A 16,760-nucleotide genomic window follows, 5' to 3' on the forward strand; every position below is an offset into this window, starting at 1 on the left:
AAAAAAACTATTATTCCAATGATAATAAACTTAGATAAAAAAGAGAGTTTGTATTTACTTAGCCATAATTACATAGGGTACATATCATATATATCTCAAAATAGACCTTTTGTTGTGCCCATTACTTATTTTTTTGATTCAAGTAATAATACATTAATATGCTATTCTGGCGAAGGTCATAAGATTAGTGCCATGCGTCAAAACAATTTTGTATCATTATGTGTAACAGATATAAACACATCAAGCAATTGGAAATCTGTTTTAGTTCATGGTAGCTATTCTGAGTTAAGTGGGAGTAATGCCAAAACACATCTTCATGAATTTTCATTAGGAATTAAAGATATTATTAGAAAAAAAGAGAAAATGAATGTTGATTTTATAAGTGAGTTTTCTAGTAAAATATATAACGGTGAAAATTCAATAGTTTTTCTTATTAAAATAGAAGACATTATTGGAAAAAAAAGAAGATTTGAAAAAATAAACTAATTAATATCCGTAATTATTTTTAGCTTTTTTATAGTAACTGATGGTAGTCATTGCGTAATTTACTGACAGGAATTAGTTTTATTTCATATTAACAATTAATACTTTTTATTATGAAAAAATTAATCCTCGGTTTATTATTATTGGGGTTAACCACCCAAATTTATGCCCAAGACCCAGTACCTACAGAACAGCTTCCACCAATTTTTGTTGTTCATAATTATAAATATTTAAGTAGCTCTAGTGCAGAAGATGTTGCAATACCTGTAGAGAAATTACAGTTAAAAGTAAGTGATTTTGATATTAAGAGTTTAGATATTTATACGGATGAAAATGAATTATATGATGTTTATTTTATTATTCCTGAAGGTAAAGTTTTGGCTTCTTATAACGATAAAGGCGATTTATTAAGTACTGCTGAAAGATATAAGAATATTAAATTACCAATACCAGTTTCAAAAGCTATTGCTGAAAGGTTTCCTAATTGGTATGTATCAAAAAATATATATCTAGTTAACTACCATGATTCAGGTAAAACAAGAAAATTATATAAAATTACTCTTGAAAATGGTGAACAACGAATTAGAGTAAAAGTTGATGATAGAGGTAACTTTAAATAATAAATGTTTTAACTTTTAAAATAAAAACACCAAACTTATCTGGTTATTAATACTAGAACATTTTCTCAAAAAAGCATTTTTAAAACTATTTAAAGGTGCTTTTTTTATTAAAGCCTTTACATTAATTATTAAAATTATTATCTGAGTTATATGACAAATATCATTTCGAAAACTGAGTTTATAAACTAGATTTGATTAGTTAAAACATTATGTTATGAAAACAATAATATATGCTACAGATTGTAGTGAAAATGATGCTTCGTCACTTAAGTATGCTTATCGTTATAGTTGTATAATGAAAGCCGAATTGCATGTTTTGCATGTATATGATTTTCCTCCAATAACTTTTTCAACTATTCGCTCTTCAACAACTCTAAAAAAAGGCGTCCATGAAGAAAAAATAGCATTTTTGGATAAGTATTGTAAAACACACCTGAAAAATGAATTTAGCCAGAAACCTATTACTACACATGTTATTGATAGTGTTTCGATTTCTGAAAGTATAAAGCGCCTATCCAAGTCATTAAATACAGATTTAATTATTCTTGGTAAAAAAGACGGCCACAGTAACAGAGGTTATTTTTCTGGTAATATAGCAAGTGCTTTATTAGATATTATTGACGTGCCATTGTTAATTGTACCTAATGGTTTAATTTATAATACAATTTCAACAATTGTTTATGCTACTGATTTTGAGGAAGACGATGTTTTATCAATAAAAAAACTTATAGGAATTGCAGAACCATTTTCGGCACTAATAGAAGTTATTCATATTTATAAAACAGATGAGGAACCAGCAAAGGAGCTAATGGAAGAATTTAAAAATTTGGTTACTAATCAAATATCTTACAAGGAAATAACATTTAGAACCATAGCGTCTACAAGAATTAAGTCTGGTTTATTAAGTGTTTTAGATATAGAAAAAGCGAGTATGCTGGCTATGCTGGAGCGAAAACATGATTTAAATTTTTCAAATTTATTTCACAAAGATTTAGTGAAAGATATGGAGGAAACATTAAGAATACCTTTATTGGCTTTTAATAAACATAGTTCAAAACTTCAAAATGCTAATGCAAAACTTAAAAAAAAAGACAAACAATTATTAGCTTTTAGCTAAACAAAAGGCTGTATATAAAATAGCAATATATTATATACAGCCTTTTTCATTTCTAATTTTTAGTTATAAATACAGAAAATTACATACTCAAAATACCAAAGCATACTTTAGTAGTAACACGATACTCCATAATTTTATTGTTATTAACTGTAACCTGCATATCTTGTACATAAACAGATTTAATATCTTTTATAGTTTTTGATGCTTCAAGAACTACATTTTTTACAGCGTCTTCAAAACTAACGGTGGAGTTTCCTAGTATTTCTACAACTTTTAATACAGACATAATATTTGATTTTAAGATTAATAATAAAATCAATTTAGATGTAATGTATTGATAATGAAATGATATAAATCAATTATCATAAAAAATAAATGAAGCTATTTTTTTGTGTTTGATGCCTTCTTTTTATTCTCGCGTTCTAGTTTTTTAAAATATCGGCTTGTTAAAAAATTATGTTTAAATGCCTCCATATTCTGGTTAAACTTTTCGGTACCTTCATTAATATTTTTTATAGATTTATCAAGGTTTTTTACAAAATCTTCATCGTTACTAAGGTAGTTTAACGCGCCTTTGCCTTCTTTTATATTTATTAAGGTTTCATTTAAATTTAAAATAACGGTATTAATATCTTCACTAGTAGCATCAAGGTTGGCAATAAGATGTTTTACTTTTTGCGTTTCAATTGAATCATTAAATAATAGGCCTACAATACTTTCATCTAAATTAATTTTATTTACCATATTATTTATTTCTTTTATGGTTTTATTGGCTTCGATACTTGTTAGTTTTAAATTATAAATAGTTTGCTTTATGTTTTTAGCGGCTATAGTGTCATTAATAAGCATGCCTAGTGTGCCTTTTCCATTGGTTATAGTGTTTGTAATATCAAGTAATTTTGCGGTAAGTAAAGCAGCATTTTCGTTGGTAACGTTTAATGTGTTTAGCATTTCACCTGTGCCAATTTTAGTGTAAGTATTTATAATATCTCCTTGCTCAATAGGTTTGTTGTTAGTTTTACCCGGAATAATATTTACAATCATATTACCTACTAAACCATCTGTTCCAATAGTTGCAATAGCATCTTTATTTATATGAACAACCATTTTTTCTTCTATTGCCATAGTAACATTTATTGTAGAATCATTAAGCATAGAAATACGTTTTACTGTACCTATATTTAAACCAGAATATCTAACATTATTGCCCTGTAACAAACCATTAACATTGTTAAAATTGGCGCTTATGGTAAACGTTTTTGCAAACATATTTTGTCGTTCTCCAATCAAGTAAATAGCAACAATAAATAGCACTAATCCTGTAATGACTAGAATTCCTAATTTTAATTTTTCATTGGTTGTTTTTTTCATGATGACCTGTTTTATTTAAAAAAAGCTTTAACTTTTTCGTCTTTTGAGTTTTTTAATTCATCAAAAGTACCTTCGGCATAGTTAATGCCATCTACTAGCAAAATTATGCGTTCTGAAACAACTCGTGCACAATCTACATCGTGAGTAATAATAAGTGAAGACGTTTTATATTGCCTTTGTATGTTACGCATAAGCTCAATAATTTCTTTTGAAGTTATGGGGTCTAAGCCACTAGTAGGTTCGTCATATAAAATAATTTTAGGTTTTAAAATTAATGTTCTAGCTAAGGCAATACGTCGTTTCATACCACCAGAAAGTTCGGCTGGCATTAAATCTATGGCATCAATTAATCCAACGTTTTTAAGAGCTTCTGTAACCAGTTTTGAAGTATCAATATTATCACCAAATTTATGTTTGTGTCTTCTTAATGGAAATTCTAAATTTTCTCTAACTGTCATGGAATCATATAAGGCACTTCCTTGAAAAAGAAACCCTATTTCTGTTCTTAATTCATCTAAATTAATTTGATTGAGTCCTAATAGGTTTTTACCCATAATTTTAATGCTACCAGAGTCGGGTTCCATCAAACCAACTAAACATTTTATCATTACCGATTTTCCAGAACCTGATTTCCCCATTATTACAAGGTTTTCACCTTCTAATAATTCCAGATCAAAACCGTTTAATACATTATTTTCCCCAAAACTTTTGCGTAAATCTTTAATTTCTAGCATGAGTCTTTTGGTTGCTAATTTTTTCGAGGTTTCTTGTATGTGTTTAGCATCATTCATCTTTAAATTTCAAAAAATATATCGGTTATAAAAACAGCTATAAAATCAATTACAAAAAGTAATAATGATGAAAAAACAACCGCAGAATTTGCTGCAATACCAACGCCAACAGTTCCTTTTTTGCAATTATAGCCTTTAAAACATCCCACTAAACCTATTGCAAAACCAAAGAAATAAGTTTTAATTATTGCTGGTATAATATCTCCAAACTCTAAGGAGTTAAATACTTTATTAAAATATAATTGAAATGATACGTCACCTTTTGTGTTTTCAATTAAATAAGATCCATATAGCGCAATAGTATCACCAAGAATAACTAAAATGGGTAACATAAGTGTAGTTGCTAAAACTCTTGTTACTACTAAATATTTAAACGGATTGGTACCCGAAACTTCCATAGCATCAATTTGCTCTGTAACGCGCATAGAGCCTAATTCTGCACCAATACCTGATGCAATACGTCCTGCAAAAGTTAAAGCTATAATTACAGGTCCAATTTCTCTTACTATGGATATGCTTACCATTGATGGCATCCATGATTCAGCTCCAAATTCTTCTAATGTTGGCCTTGTTTGCAAGGTTATAACCAAACCAATAATAAATCCTGTAACCCCAACTAGTAACAGCGATTTATTACCAATATAATAGCATTGCCTTAAAAGTTCTTTAAACTCAAAAGGTTTTGAAAACAGTTCTTTAAAAAATCGTCGACCAAAATAAGTAAGCTCTCCAATTTCAATAAGAAATAATGTTATTTTTTTAGATTTAAACATGGAAAAGCTGTTTACTAATTCAAATATAGAACTTGTAAACGGCTATTGAAATGATATAAATCACTATAAATCTATGTTTTAATTAGATAAATAGTAATTGACAGCCTTCCTGGTAGGCTTTGCTATAAAAATCTCCAATAACTAAAAACCTATCTAATTCATCTATTAAATCTTCCTCTTTTAAATGAAACTAACATACAGCTAGTTTACATACCCGTTTTTCATATCTATAATTTTATGTGTTCGTTTGTGATGGTGTAATGTATTGATTGTTAGTTTTTTTTAATAAGGTTTGTGCGAAATCTATATGACTTTTATTATAACTGTTAGTAACAAAAAAGTCCAGAAGAAATTTTGACATTTTGGAGAATTTAAAATCTAGATTATCAATAATAACAACATTTTGCGTCTATGATAAAAATCATACTTCATCATTTATATTTCTATTATTTTTATAAGTGACTATAATTAATTGTCAATCAAAAAAATCATACTTTTTTGAGCCAGAATTTTTAAGAATCTTTTAAATCATTTTTTATGAAAACTAACTTTTTAAAATTATTTGTTTTGCTTTTCTCAACTGCTTTATTTTCACAAGCAGGACATGTTATGCAAGGTGTAGGAGCTGTAAATATGTCTATGGGAGGTGCATCAACTGCGCAACCTTTAGATATTTCGGGAGCGTTACAATGGAATCCTGCCACAATTTCAACGTTTAATGATAAGATTATTAAGTTAGATGTTGGTTTGTTTTTTTCATCTCCAGAGTTATTCTCTACGGTTCCAACACCAAATGGGACTTTTAGCGGTAATACTCAAGACGATAGAGGGGTGTCACCAATGCCATCTTTAGCTATGGTTTGGGGTAAAGAAAATAGTAAACATACATTTGGTGTCTCTGCATTTGGTATTAGTGGCTTTGGAGTTACTTTTCCAGAGAGTATGACAAATCCTATTAATATGTCTCAAAGTATGGGTGGTTTTGGACATATTGAATCTGATTATATGTTATTACAAATTGGATTTTCTTATGCATATGAAATAAGTGAAAAGTTTTCTATAGGGATACAACCAAATATAGATTATGCTGCATTAGAATTAGCCCCTAATCCGTTAGCATCACCAGATTTCCCTGTTGAAATGGGTGGGACTGGAAAAGGATATCCAACAAGCGATAAGGCATCAGCTATTGGTTATGGCGCTCAGTTTGGAGTGTTTTTCGATTCAGGTTTTGGACTTAAATTAGGAGCATCATATAAAACTGCTCAAAAATTTGGTGAATTTGAATTTAACAATACTTATTTAGACGGGACAGATGCACCAGATGTTAATTTTCAAATGGACTATCCAGCAATTATGTCTTTAGGTTTAGGTTATTCTGAAGGGAATATTGATTTTGCTTTAGACTTTAGAAGAGTTATGTATGAAGATACTGAAGGTTTTGAAGCTAGTGGCTGGCAATTTGCAAGCAATGGTTTTCCAACTGGCGCAGTAAACGGATTTGGTTGGGAAAACATTTCTATACTATCTGCAGGTATTCAATATAAAGGTATTAACAAATTGCCTTTGCGTTTAGGGTATACTTATAGTTCTAATCCAATTAGTGACGATTTAGCCTTTTTCTCAATTCCAGCTACAGCGGTAATTAAAAATGCTTATCAATTTGGACTTAGTTATGAAGTAAATAATAATTGGAAATTAGATGCTGTTTACCATTATGGTGATAGTGGAAATAAGACATCTGGTAAAATTTTAAACCCAATGCAAATTACACCAAGTAATATTCTTGGAGCTATTCCAGGATCATCTGTATCATATGAAATGAAAACATCTATGATTCAATTTGGCTTGAGTTATACTTTCAATAAGTAATATAAAAGCAGCTTTCTAGTTTGCTAATAAAAAAGTGAGATAACATGATTTTATCTAAGCATTTAATCAGATTATTTCGCTTTTTTATTTTATATTCAACATAATAACTACTTTCAATATTATTAAACAAATGAATTTAGGTTTAGTCTTATCAGGTGGAGGTATGCGAGGAGCTGCGCATATAGGAGTCATAAAGGCTTTAGAAGAGCATGGTTTATACCCAACTCATATAGCAGGAACTAGTGCAGGTGCTATTGTAGGGGCGCTTTATGCTTACGGATATAAGTGGGAAGATATACTTAAGTTTTTTAAAAGTATTAATGTATTAGATATAAAAAAATATGCTTTAAATAAACCTGGTTTTTTGGATGCTGAAAAGTTTTATCAAGAGTTTAAAAATTATATTAAAAATGATGATTTTTCTTTTCTAGAAAAGGAATTAAGTATAACCGCAACAAACATTTTAGATGGTAAGCTTGAAGTTTTTAATAAAGGAGAATTGATTAAACCTATATTAGCATCTGCAGCATTTCCTGGTGTTTTTGCTCCAGTTAAAATTAACGATTCTTATTTTGTTGATGGTGGGTCGCTTAATAACTTTCCTGTAGAGTTGTTAAAAAAATCTTGTGATAAAATTATAGGTGTTTATGTAAATGGGTATGATGTAGTCACCATTAAAGATTTAAAACATTCTTATAGTGTTATTGAGCGCGCTTACAAATTAAAATCAGTAAAAGAAGATAAAAAAAAGTTTATAGATTGCGATTTAGTTATTGCTCCAAATGCATTAAGTAAATATGGAACTTTCGATAAAAAATACATAGATCAGATATTTAATATAGGTTACAATGCAACTATAGATGAGCTATTGATTAATAAGAATTTTTCGCTTTAAACTAATAAAAACTGATTCATGTCATTTCTAATCTTTATAGACTAATGTACATTTATTTAATTGCATAATTAATCTAGTAAACTACAGTCTTCATTCTAAACATGTAATGTGCAAAATAAATGGTTTAAGTTGTGCAATAGGTAAAATTAATACTTAGAAGCTAGTAAGATGTTACAGAAATTAAGTCTACCATTTTTTTTAATTATTGTATTGTTATTTTCTTTAAAATATTGTTGCCCTAAAGATTCAGATTATCTTATAGTATCTTTAAATACAGAAAAAAGTAAAACTTCTTTTAAAAAATATAATTCAGACACTCTTGTAATTAATAAAGATGTTACAATTGGTAATTATTTTGAGTTTTTAGATTCTATTGTATTTAAATATGATTCGTTAGTCTCTTATGATTTAAATGAGCATGTTTTGGTAAGAGCTAATCCATGGATTATCAATAAACTTAAAAATACAGATTATTACATCATGAAATCAAGGGATTCATTTGTAAATAATCAAAAACAAATGATAGCCTTGCCAAAAGGATCTTACATTGTATTGCCAGATTCTGTTTTTATTGATAAACTTCAAAAAACCTTTATAAAAACGCATATTGATGTTAATATTCCAGAGTATAAACTTCGTATTTATGAAGATTCTGTAATGTTATACGAATTTCCAATTCGTGTTGGGCGAAATGAAAATAAGTACCTAAAAATGGCAGGAAGAAATGTAGATTTAAAAACAGAAACTGGTGATGGTTTTATTGTAGGATATAATAAAAACCCCAATTATTATAATCCTGTAAATGGCCATCAATATTTTGTAACAAGAAGAGATGATGAAAAAGTAACTAAATTACCTAGAATCCCTTTTATAGAGACTGAAATAAATGGTATTAGAAACGGGCAACTTATTCATCCAACTACAAACCCCAATACATTAGGGAGAGCGTATTCAAATGGTTGTATTGGAACCAATGAAGCCGATGCTTGGGTTATTTATTATTATGCACCAATTGGTACAAAAATACATATTAGGTATGATTTAAATGTGGTTGATAAAAACGGCAATAAAGTAATACTTAAAGATATTTATGGTTATAAACTATAAATTAGGAGTTAGGTTTTTAATTGTTTGGTTTATGGATTAAAAATGAAGTTCATTTTCAGACTCCTTATTATCACTCCAACAATCTAAATTGTAAATAGTAGTTTCTGCTATATTAGTTAATGCTTCATCTGTTAAAAATGCATGATGACCAGTAATTAATACATTGGGAAGCGCATTTAATCTTATAAGAATGTTGTCTTCAGGAATATTAAAAGATCTATCTTTAAAAAACACACTTTTTTCATGTTCATAAACATCTGTAGCGAAGCCAGAAATATCTTTATTGATTAATGCATCTAGAAGATCCTTTGAATTAATAACTGCGCCTCTTGCCGTATTTATAATAAGGCAATTAGGTTTCATTAAATTTATTGTTTTTTTATTAATTAAATACTGTGTTTCTGTATTTAAAGGTAAATGGATTGAAATAATATCAGCTTCTTTACACAAGGCATTAAGTGAAACATATTTTAAATGATATTGTTCTGATAAATTTTTATTTTCATTAATATCAAAACCCAGTAATTTACACCCAAAACCATGCATAATTTTAGTCATTACAGAGCCTATTTTCCCAGTACCTAAAATACCAACAGTTTTATTATTTAAATCAAAACCTACCAGATTGTTAATGTCAAAATTAAATCGTTTAACACGTTCATTCGATAATAAGATATGTCTATTTAATGCCATTAAAATAGCTACTGCATGTTCTGCAATAGCATGAGGAGAATATGCAGGTACATTAGCAACTTTAACACCCAAATCTTTTGCAGAAAACAGATTAACATTGTCAAAACCAGCAGATCTAAGTGTAATATGTTTTACCCCAAAATCTTTAAGTTTTTCCAAAACTATATTTGAAGCATTATCAGCTGAAAATATTGATATGGCCTCATAACCAATAGCTTTTATAGCGGTATCAGAGGTTAATGAATCTTCAATAAAAGTTAATTTATGTTTACCTCTATTTAGATCTTCTAAATAAGGAATTTCAAATGCTTTAGCGCTATAAACAAGAACTTTCATGTTTGCTTATTTAGTTGGTTTTTTAGTTGAATAAAGTTATCTGATTAAGAAGGGATTGACAATGATATATATCAGGAACGAGTGTCAAGTTGATTAATATCATTGCTTATATATTTAACAGTCATTACTTTAAGTGAAAATTATAAATAATGGGACTGTTAATAATAATAGCATGTATGATTTTATTGGTTGCTTTACTATTAGTGCCAATTACAATATGTATAGATACTATATCTAATCTATATTATATAAAATTGCAAGGTTTGTTTAAAGCTAATTTAGAACAGCATGAAACCGAATTATTCAGAATTAAATTAAAAATTTTGTTTATCAAATATTATATATATCCCTTAAAAAAAGGAACTGTAAACAAACCCAACAAGGCAAAAAAAATAGCTGTTAAAAAATATAATAAAAGGAGTGTTTTTTTAAGGCTTTTTAGAGTATTAAGAACATTTAAAACAAAATATTTTTATATGAATATTGATACAGGAAATTGTATTACAAATGCCAAATTGTATCCTATAATTGCTTTACTAAATTATAAAGGAGGTCATTATAATGTCAATTTTCAAGGACAAAATCAACTCGTTTTAATTTTAAAAAACAGACCAATCAATATTATAAAATCAATTATTAACCTTTAAATTATTGAATTATGGATTTACATTTTGAAGAATTATTAGGAAAAGTAACAGACTTTATAAAGTCTGAAGCTAAAACTGAAACTGTTGTTGGCGAACAGTTTGAATTAGGACAATTTAAATGCGTACCTGTAATAAAAGTAGGTATGGGATTTGGTTCTGGTGGTGGCGAAAGCTCTGAAACTAAAAAGGCCCAAAAGGGTCAAGGAGCAGGAGCAGGAGCAGGTGTTGGTATTGAACCTTTAGGTTTTTTAGTAACAAAAAATGATGAAATATCTTTTATTGAAGCAGGAAAATCACATGGGTTAGCTGCGGCTTTTGAGAAATTACCAAACTTAATTGATAAGTTTATTGATAAGAAATCAACAAGCGAAGTTGTTAGCTAAAGTTATTTCATTTTAATGGTTTAAATACAGACTGAATATTTTTAAATTATAATATTCAGTCTGTACCATTTTAAAATCAAGCTATATATTTTCATATACCGTATTCGGATTCTTGTTTAATTATTTACTTAGATTAAGTGTAATTAAGAAATTATCATTCTTTCATAATAAAAAAAGTAATATTTTATTTAATAACTAAATATATTATTCTCAATTGAGAAATTGATAATAATCATTCTTCTACGTAAAATTATATACTAAATACACTTTAAAATACGTATAAATACTTAGTTTTGTATTCAAAATACGTAATTATGAAGCAAATTGTTGTAGTTGGAAACGGCATGGTTGGTTATAAATTTTGTGAAAAATTTGTTGAAAAGCCAGAATTCAAAGATTTTAAGATTACAGTTTTTGGTGAAGAACCAAGACCTGCTTATGATAGAGTTCATTTAAGCGAGTTTTTTGAAAACCAAGATGCTAAAGCATTAGAGATGGCTCCTGCCGAGTGGTATGCTAAGAATAATATAGAATTAATTACAGGAGAACGTGTTGCAGATATCAATAGGACTTCAAAAACGATTACTACAGCTCAAGATCGTGAATTTACATATGATTATTTAGTTCTAGCTACTGGTTCTGCGCCTTTTGTACCACCAATAAAAGGTGTTGAAAAAGAGGGTGTTTTTGTATACAGAACTATTGAAGATTTAGAAGGCATGTTAGCTTATGCAGCTAAATTAAAAGCTAAAAATCCAAATGCTAAAGCTGCGGTTCTTGGTGGTGGTTTGTTAGGCTTAGAGGCTGGTAAAGCGGTTATGGATATGGGTTTAGAGCCTCATATTGTAGAGTTTGCTTCTAAGTTAATGCCTAGACAATTAGATTTAAGAAGTAGTCAAGTATTACAGCTAAAACTAGAGTCTATAGGATTAAATATACATTTAAGTAAAATAACTAATCAAATTTTAGGAAACGGATCTATTGTAGGCATGGAGTTTGGCGAAGATGATACGCTAGATGTTGATATGCTTATTGTTTCTGCAGGTATTAGACCTAGGGATGAATTAGGGAAAAATAGCGGATTAGAAGTTGGTGTTCGAGGTGGTATTGTGGTTAATAATAAAATGCAAACCTCAGATGAAAACATTTATGCCATTGGTGAAATTGCTCTTTACAATCAAATGATTTATGGGTTAGTGGCTCCCGGGTATGATATGGCTGCGGTTGCAGTAAACCAAATTATTGGGCAAGCTAAATCGGTAATGCCTGATGATATTGATATGTCTACCAAATTAAAATTAATTGGGGTAGATGTTGCAAGTTTTGGAGAACCATTTATGCCAGCCTCTAAAGGTCATTCTATTATTTTTGAAAATAAAACACAGCATTTATATAAACGTATAAATGTGAGTCACGATGGTAAAAAATTACTTGGTGGTATCCTTGTTGGAGATGCTTCAGATTATAATATGTTACATCAAATATATTTAAATGGAATGGCTATTCCTGAAGATCCTGCTCAACTTATTTTACCAGCAAGTGACGGTGCTTCTGCATTTGGTGATGTAAAAGATTTGCCAGACGAAGCTCAAGTTTGTTCTTGTGAAAGTGTTACAAAAGGACAAATATGTGCAGCCATTGAAAATGGTGAAGCTACAGATGTTGCAGCCGTTGTAAGTTGTACTAAAGCAGGTACAGGTTGCGGAGGTTGTAAACCCATGGTTGCAGATTTAACTAATGCTACACTTAAATCTTTAGGTATCGAAGTTAAAGAAGGTGTTTGCGAACACTTTGATCTTAATAGACAAGATTTATATAAAATTATTCAAGTAAAAGGCTATACTCATTTTAATGAAGTATTAGATAATCATGGAAATGGTGGTCATGGTTGCGAGTTGTGTAAACCATTAATTGCTTCATTAATGGCAACTATTAATGCAGATACGGCTAATAAAGAATATGCTATTCAAGATTCTAATGATCGATTTTTGGCAAACATTCAACGTAACGGAACGTATTCTGTAGTGCCTCGTGTTCCTGGCGGTGAAATTACACCAGATAAACTTATCGCATTAGGAGAAATTGCTAAGAAATACGATTTATATACAAAAGTAACAGGTGGTGTTAGAATTGATCTGTTTGGGGCAACATTAAACCAATTACCATTAATATGGAAAGAATTAATTAGTCATGGTTTTGAAAGTGGTCATGCTTATGGTAAATCTTTGCGTACTGTAAAAACTTGTGTAGGTTCAACTTGGTGTCGTTACGGTATGGATGAAAGTGTAAGTTTTGGTATAGAACTTGAAAATCGTTACAGAGGTATTCGTGCGCCTCACAAAATTAAAGGAGGCGTATCTGGGTGTATTAGAGAATGCGCCGAGGCTCGTGGTAAAGACTTTGGTTTAATTGCTGTAGAAGGAGGTTGGAATTTGTATTTAGGTGGTAATGGTGGTGCTAACCCGCGCCATGCTGAATTATTTGCTGAACAAATTGATAATGAAACGGTAATTAAATACTTAGATCGTTATTTAATGTTTTACATGCGTACTGCAAAACCATTACAGCGAACTGCTGCTTGGCAAGAGCGTTTAGAAGGCGGATTAGAGTATTTAAAAGAAGTAATTATTGATGATAAATTAGGTATTGCAGACGATTTAGAAAAAGAAATGCAAACATTGGTTAATAAATTTGAATGCGAATGGACACAAGCTATCAATAACCCAGAAATGATGAAACGTTTTAATCATTTTGTTAATAGTGAAGAGGAAGATGATAACTTAGTGTTTGTGCCTATGAGAGATCAAAAAATGCCAGAACCTTGGAAATAAATTAATACTCAAAATTAAAATAAATGGAAGAAATTCTTGATACATATAAAACAACTAAATTAGAAGATGTTAAAATTTGGTTTAAAGCAGCATCAATTCATGATTTTCCTGCAGATGGTGGTGCGTGTGTAAAGTATAAAAACAAACAAATAGCGGTGTTTAATTTTGCTAGAATAGGTAAGTGGTATGCTTGTCAAAATGTTTGTCCGCATAAAATGGAAATGGTATTATCTCGTGGCATGATTGGAGACGATAAAGGAATACCAAAAGTAGCATGCCCACTTCATAAAAAAACTTTTTCTTTAGAAGATGGAGAAAATTTAAATGGCGATATGGATGCTATTGCTACATATCCAGTAAAAATTGAAGAAGAAAATGTGTATATTGGCTTTTCGGATTAATTAACAGACCAAAACGCACAATAATGAAACCTACCAGATTTGAAACAGCCATTGCTCTAATCGATAAAGCAAACTCTGAAGATATAAATACTTATGAGGTAGCTGGTATGAAATACCCAAAGGAATTGTTATACTCACAACGTATGACAAGAAAATTGCTACAGTTCGATCCTAATGCATCTAAAGCATTACAAATCGCAGCTCGTGCACAACATATTTGCCGTTGGAAAATTAATCGTAATGAATACCCAATGGATCGTGTGGGGTATTTAAAATGGCGCGAAACCTTAAAGCGAATGCATGGTGATTTAACTGCAGATATTTTAACAAAAGTTGGTTTTGATAATCAATTTACAGATAGAGTTAAATCTATTATTCTTAAAAAATTAATAAAGAAAAATGAAGAATCTCAAACTCTAGAGGATACCATTTGTTTAGTGTTTTTAGATTATTATTTTGACGAATTTGCGGAAAAGCATAGTGACGAAAAAATTATTGATATTCTTAAAAAAACTTGGGTTAAAATGTCTGATAAAGGGCACGAAGCCGCATTAAAAATACCTTTCTCAGATAGAAGCTTGGCTTTAGTGAAACAAGCTATTTCATAAATGTAAACACATGACAAAACTGAGTAATTCATTAGACCAAAGAACGTTTGATAAATTACGCCGTTTATATATTATTGCTTTAAGCACAATTGCCGTTTCAGTAATTGTAAGTCAGATATTAATACGCACCCACCTTAGTGGTCAAGAAAGTGATTCTACTGTAATAAATGTTGCTGGTAGGCAGCGTATGTTAAGTCAAAAACTTACAAAAGATATTGTTTCGCTTTCCACAGAAATTAACCAATCAAATAGATTACTGTTAAAAGATAAAATTAAAGCAACACTTCAACTATGGGAGTTATCTCATTATTCGCTTCAGCAAGGAAATGATAGTTTAGGTTTACCAAAAAAAAATAGTCAAAGTGTCATTGCTAAATTTAAACGTTTAAATCCTGTTTTTGATACTATAAGTGAGGCTTCTAAAAGTGTGATTCAAAAAATCGAAAATTCACCCGCCTTACCATATAGCAGTTTTATAAATGATATTGAGAAAGTAAAATTAAACGAGAGTGATTTTTTAATGATCATGGATGATATTGTGAACCAATATGATATTGAAGCTAACGAAAAAGTAGAGTGGTTACGTAAGCTGGAATTATGGTTAACAACATTAACCTTATTAATATTATTAGGTGAGTTTTTATTTATTTTTTGGCCAGCTGCTAAATCTGTAAAATCAGTTTTAGCAGATTTATTAATTGCAGAAAAAAAGGCTAAAAAAATGGCTTTTGATGCCGATGAGTTAAGTGTAGCTAAAGAAAAATCAATAAAAGAATTACGTGCTTTAAGCCGTGTAATGGACGAAACATTATTGTTTGCTCGAATTTCACCTAATGGAAATGTAATACACTTTGGAGATAAATTTTCACGCTTATATAAATTCTCAAAATTCAATGAAACAGCCTTGTTTTGGAATGTATTATCCACGATAGAAAATGAGCAACTTAAAATTGAAGATCTTATTATTAAACATAAAAAAACAGGTTGGCAAGGTGAAGTTAAATCAACAACTAAAGAAGGCGATAGTATATGGTTAGAAATGTCTATAATTCCATATACGCCTACTGAAGATAAATCAGAATTATTGATTATTGCATCAGATATTACAGAGCGCAAAATTGCCCAATTAGAAATTGATAGATTGACAGAGAAGAGTTTTGAGGAAAAAATGAATCAGCAAAAAATCATTTCTAGCAAAATTATTGAAAATCAAGAAAAAGAACAGAACCGTATTGCTAAAGATGTACATGATGGCATAGGGCAAATGTTAACAGGTTTGAAATACAACTTGGAAAGTATTGATACCAAAGATGTTGAAAAAGCGACAGCTAAAATTGAACATTTAAAAGAGCTTACAACTAATATTATTAAAGGAGTTAGAACGGCAACCTTTAATTTAACTCCTCCAGAATTAACAGATCATGGTATTGTGCCTGCCTTAACAAAATTAACTCTCGAATTAGGAAAACTTACAGGAAAGGAAATAGTACTCTTTAATAAAACAGATTTTAATTTACGCCTTGATTCACTTTCTGAAATTAATATTTATCGCATAACTCAAGAAGCAATTAATAATGCTATAAAGTATGCCGAATCAACACATATTATCGTATCCTTATCTCATAGTAAAAAGATGTTAAGTATTGTTATTGATGACAATGGTAAAGGGTTTAATCCAGATAAGGTAAAACATGTAAAAACTGGTGATGGAGGTATGGGAATGACCTTTATGAAAGAGCGTATTAAATATATAGATGGAAGATTGTTTTTAACTTCAGAAGAAGGAACAGGTACGCGTGTTACACTAAATATACCATTAAATTAAAAATGAA

The 16,760-nt window shown here is 29.6% G+C and carries 17 protein-coding genes; 12 read left to right on the forward strand and 5 right to left on the reverse strand.

The window, feature by feature from the left end:
* Window positions 1–18 precede the first annotated feature (18 nt).
* The 3 genes from Q0842_RS01830 to Q0842_RS01840 all read left to right on the forward strand — a co-directional run bounded on the left by Q0842_RS01830 (window position 19) and on the right by Q0842_RS01840 (window position 2,220).
* On the forward strand, window positions 19–486 hold the full coding sequence (locus tag Q0842_RS01830; protein WP_298493657.1) for a pyridoxamine 5'-phosphate oxidase family protein: 468 nt from the start codon (window positions 19–21) through the stop codon (window positions 484–486).
* Window positions 487–596: 110 nt separating this feature from the next.
* Complete coding sequence (locus Q0842_RS01835; RefSeq protein ID WP_298493659.1) at window positions 597–1,103, forward strand: nicotinate-nucleotide adenylyltransferase; 507 nt, start codon at window positions 597–599, stop codon at window positions 1,101–1,103.
* Window positions 1,104–1,317: 214 nt separating this feature from the next.
* Window positions 1,318–2,220 (forward strand): universal stress protein, encoded by a 903-nt coding sequence (locus tag Q0842_RS01840; RefSeq protein ID WP_298493662.1) that lies wholly within the window; start codon window positions 1,318–1,320, stop codon window positions 2,218–2,220.
* Between the two features lie 79 nt (window positions 2,221–2,299).
* Here Q0842_RS01840 and Q0842_RS01845 read toward each other — a convergent pair whose 3' ends face one another.
* The 4 genes from Q0842_RS01845 to Q0842_RS01860 form a co-directional block, all read right to left on the reverse strand.
* Window positions 2,300–2,506 carry a dodecin family protein gene (locus Q0842_RS01845; protein ID WP_298493665.1) on the reverse strand — a complete coding sequence of 69 codons (207 nt, stop codon included), beginning with the start codon at window positions 2,504–2,506 and terminating at the stop codon, window positions 2,300–2,302.
* 95 nt (window positions 2,507–2,601) lie between these two features.
* Entirely contained in the window at window positions 2,602–3,591 is a 990-nt protein-coding gene (locus tag Q0842_RS01850) for an MlaD family protein (protein ID WP_298493668.1), read from the reverse strand.
* A gap of 11 nt (window positions 3,592–3,602) precedes the next feature.
* Window positions 3,603–4,382, reverse strand: a complete 780-nt coding sequence (locus Q0842_RS01855) for an ATP-binding cassette domain-containing protein (protein ID WP_298493671.1) — start codon at window positions 4,380–4,382, stop codon at window positions 3,603–3,605.
* 2 nt (window positions 4,383–4,384) lie between these two features.
* On the reverse strand, window positions 4,385–5,155 hold the full coding sequence (locus tag Q0842_RS01860; RefSeq protein ID WP_298493673.1) for an ABC transporter permease: 771 nt from the start codon (window positions 5,153–5,155) through the stop codon (window positions 4,385–4,387).
* A gap of 537 nt (window positions 5,156–5,692) precedes the next feature.
* Between Q0842_RS01860 and Q0842_RS01865 the strand changes: the two genes are divergently transcribed.
* The 3 genes from Q0842_RS01865 to Q0842_RS01875 all read left to right on the forward strand — a co-directional run bounded on the left by Q0842_RS01865 (window position 5,693) and on the right by Q0842_RS01875 (window position 9,029).
* Entirely contained in the window at window positions 5,693–7,027 is a 1,335-nt protein-coding gene (locus tag Q0842_RS01865) for an outer membrane protein transport protein (RefSeq protein ID WP_298493676.1), read from the forward strand.
* 130 nt (window positions 7,028–7,157) lie between these two features.
* The gene (locus Q0842_RS01870) at window positions 7,158–7,922 is read left to right on the forward strand and encodes a patatin-like phospholipase family protein (RefSeq protein ID WP_298493679.1); all 765 of its coding nucleotides are present in this window, start codon (window positions 7,158–7,160) and stop codon (window positions 7,920–7,922) included.
* A 168-nt stretch (window positions 7,923–8,090) separates the two neighbouring features.
* The gene (locus tag Q0842_RS01875; protein ID WP_298493682.1) at window positions 8,091–9,029 is read left to right on the forward strand and encodes a L,D-transpeptidase; all 939 of its coding nucleotides are present in this window, start codon (window positions 8,091–8,093) and stop codon (window positions 9,027–9,029) included.
* Window positions 9,030–9,065: 36 nt separating this feature from the next.
* Here the strand turns inward: Q0842_RS01875 and Q0842_RS01880 are convergent, their stop codons facing one another.
* Window positions 9,066–10,058, reverse strand: a complete 993-nt coding sequence (locus Q0842_RS01880; RefSeq protein ID WP_298493684.1) for a 2-hydroxyacid dehydrogenase — start codon at window positions 10,056–10,058, stop codon at window positions 9,066–9,068.
* Window positions 10,059–10,207: 149 nt separating this feature from the next.
* Here Q0842_RS01880 and Q0842_RS01885 point away from each other — a divergent pair, with 149 nt between their 5' ends.
* The 6 genes from Q0842_RS01885 to Q0842_RS01910 all read left to right on the forward strand — a co-directional run bounded on the left by Q0842_RS01885 (window position 10,208) and on the right by Q0842_RS01910 (window position 16,753).
* On the forward strand, window positions 10,208–10,705 hold the full coding sequence (locus Q0842_RS01885) for a hypothetical protein (RefSeq protein WP_298493687.1): 498 nt from the start codon (window positions 10,208–10,210) through the stop codon (window positions 10,703–10,705).
* A gap of 11 nt (window positions 10,706–10,716) precedes the next feature.
* Entirely contained in the window at window positions 10,717–11,088 is a 372-nt protein-coding gene (locus tag Q0842_RS01890; RefSeq protein WP_298493690.1) for a GerW family sporulation protein, read from the forward strand.
* 314 nt (window positions 11,089–11,402) lie between these two features.
* Window positions 11,403–13,919: a nitrite reductase large subunit NirB gene (gene nirB, locus Q0842_RS01895; protein ID WP_298493693.1), complete on the forward strand. Its 2,517-nt coding sequence runs from the start codon at window positions 11,403–11,405 to the stop codon at window positions 13,917–13,919.
* Window positions 13,920–13,942: 23 nt separating this feature from the next.
* Window positions 13,943–14,320, forward strand: a complete 378-nt coding sequence (gene nirD / locus Q0842_RS01900) for a nitrite reductase small subunit NirD (RefSeq protein ID WP_298493696.1) — start codon at window positions 13,943–13,945, stop codon at window positions 14,318–14,320.
* Window positions 14,321–14,343: 23 nt separating this feature from the next.
* Window positions 14,344–14,928 (forward strand): DUF4202 domain-containing protein, encoded by a 585-nt coding sequence (locus tag Q0842_RS01905; protein WP_298493699.1) that lies wholly within the window; start codon window positions 14,344–14,346, stop codon window positions 14,926–14,928.
* A 10-nt stretch (window positions 14,929–14,938) separates the two neighbouring features.
* Complete coding sequence (locus Q0842_RS01910) at window positions 14,939–16,753, forward strand: ATP-binding protein (protein WP_298493701.1); 1,815 nt, start codon at window positions 14,939–14,941, stop codon at window positions 16,751–16,753.
* The last annotated feature ends 7 nt before the right edge of the window (window positions 16,754–16,760 follow it).

The organism is uncultured Algibacter sp. (assembly GCF_947495675.1).
GTDB lineage: Bacteria > Bacteroidota > Bacteroidia > Flavobacteriales > Flavobacteriaceae > Algibacter_B.

Coding starts and splice junctions, on each gene's coding strand:
- Q0842_RS01830 (WP_298493657.1), top strand. CDS start 19: ATGATAATAAACTTAGATAAAAAAGAGAGTTTGTATTTACTTAGCCAT.
- Q0842_RS01850 (WP_298493668.1), bottom strand. CDS start 3,591: ATGAAAAAAACAACCAATGAAAAATTAAAATTAGGAATTCTAGTCATT.
- Q0842_RS01860 (WP_298493673.1), bottom strand. CDS start 5,155: ATGTTTAAATCTAAAAAAATAACATTATTTCTTATTGAAATTGGAGAG.
- Q0842_RS01875 (WP_298493682.1), top strand. CDS start 8,091: ATGTTACAGAAATTAAGTCTACCATTTTTTTTAATTATTGTATTGTTA.
- Q0842_RS01845 (WP_298493665.1), bottom strand. CDS start 2,506: ATGTCTGTATTAAAAGTTGTAGAAATACTAGGAAACTCCACCGTTAGT.
- nirD (WP_298493696.1), top strand. CDS start 13,943: ATGGAAGAAATTCTTGATACATATAAAACAACTAAATTAGAAGATGTT.
- nirB (WP_298493693.1), top strand. CDS start 11,403: ATGAAGCAAATTGTTGTAGTTGGAAACGGCATGGTTGGTTATAAATTT.
- Q0842_RS01880 (WP_298493684.1), bottom strand. CDS start 10,058: ATGAAAGTTCTTGTTTATAGCGCTAAAGCATTTGAAATTCCTTATTTA.
- Q0842_RS01835 (WP_298493659.1), top strand. CDS start 597: ATGAAAAAATTAATCCTCGGTTTATTATTATTGGGGTTAACCACCCAA.
- Q0842_RS01840 (WP_298493662.1), top strand. CDS start 1,318: ATGAAAACAATAATATATGCTACAGATTGTAGTGAAAATGATGCTTCG.
- Q0842_RS01865 (WP_298493676.1), top strand. CDS start 5,693: ATGAAAACTAACTTTTTAAAATTATTTGTTTTGCTTTTCTCAACTGCT.
- Q0842_RS01885 (WP_298493687.1), top strand. CDS start 10,208: ATGGGACTGTTAATAATAATAGCATGTATGATTTTATTGGTTGCTTTA.
- Q0842_RS01890 (WP_298493690.1), top strand. CDS start 10,717: ATGGATTTACATTTTGAAGAATTATTAGGAAAAGTAACAGACTTTATA.
- Q0842_RS01910 (WP_298493701.1), top strand. CDS start 14,939: ATGACAAAACTGAGTAATTCATTAGACCAAAGAACGTTTGATAAATTA.
- Q0842_RS01870 (WP_298493679.1), top strand. CDS start 7,158: ATGAATTTAGGTTTAGTCTTATCAGGTGGAGGTATGCGAGGAGCTGCG.
- Q0842_RS01855 (WP_298493671.1), bottom strand. CDS start 4,382: ATGAATGATGCTAAACACATACAAGAAACCTCGAAAAAATTAGCAACC.
- Q0842_RS01905 (WP_298493699.1), top strand. CDS start 14,344: ATGAAACCTACCAGATTTGAAACAGCCATTGCTCTAATCGATAAAGCA.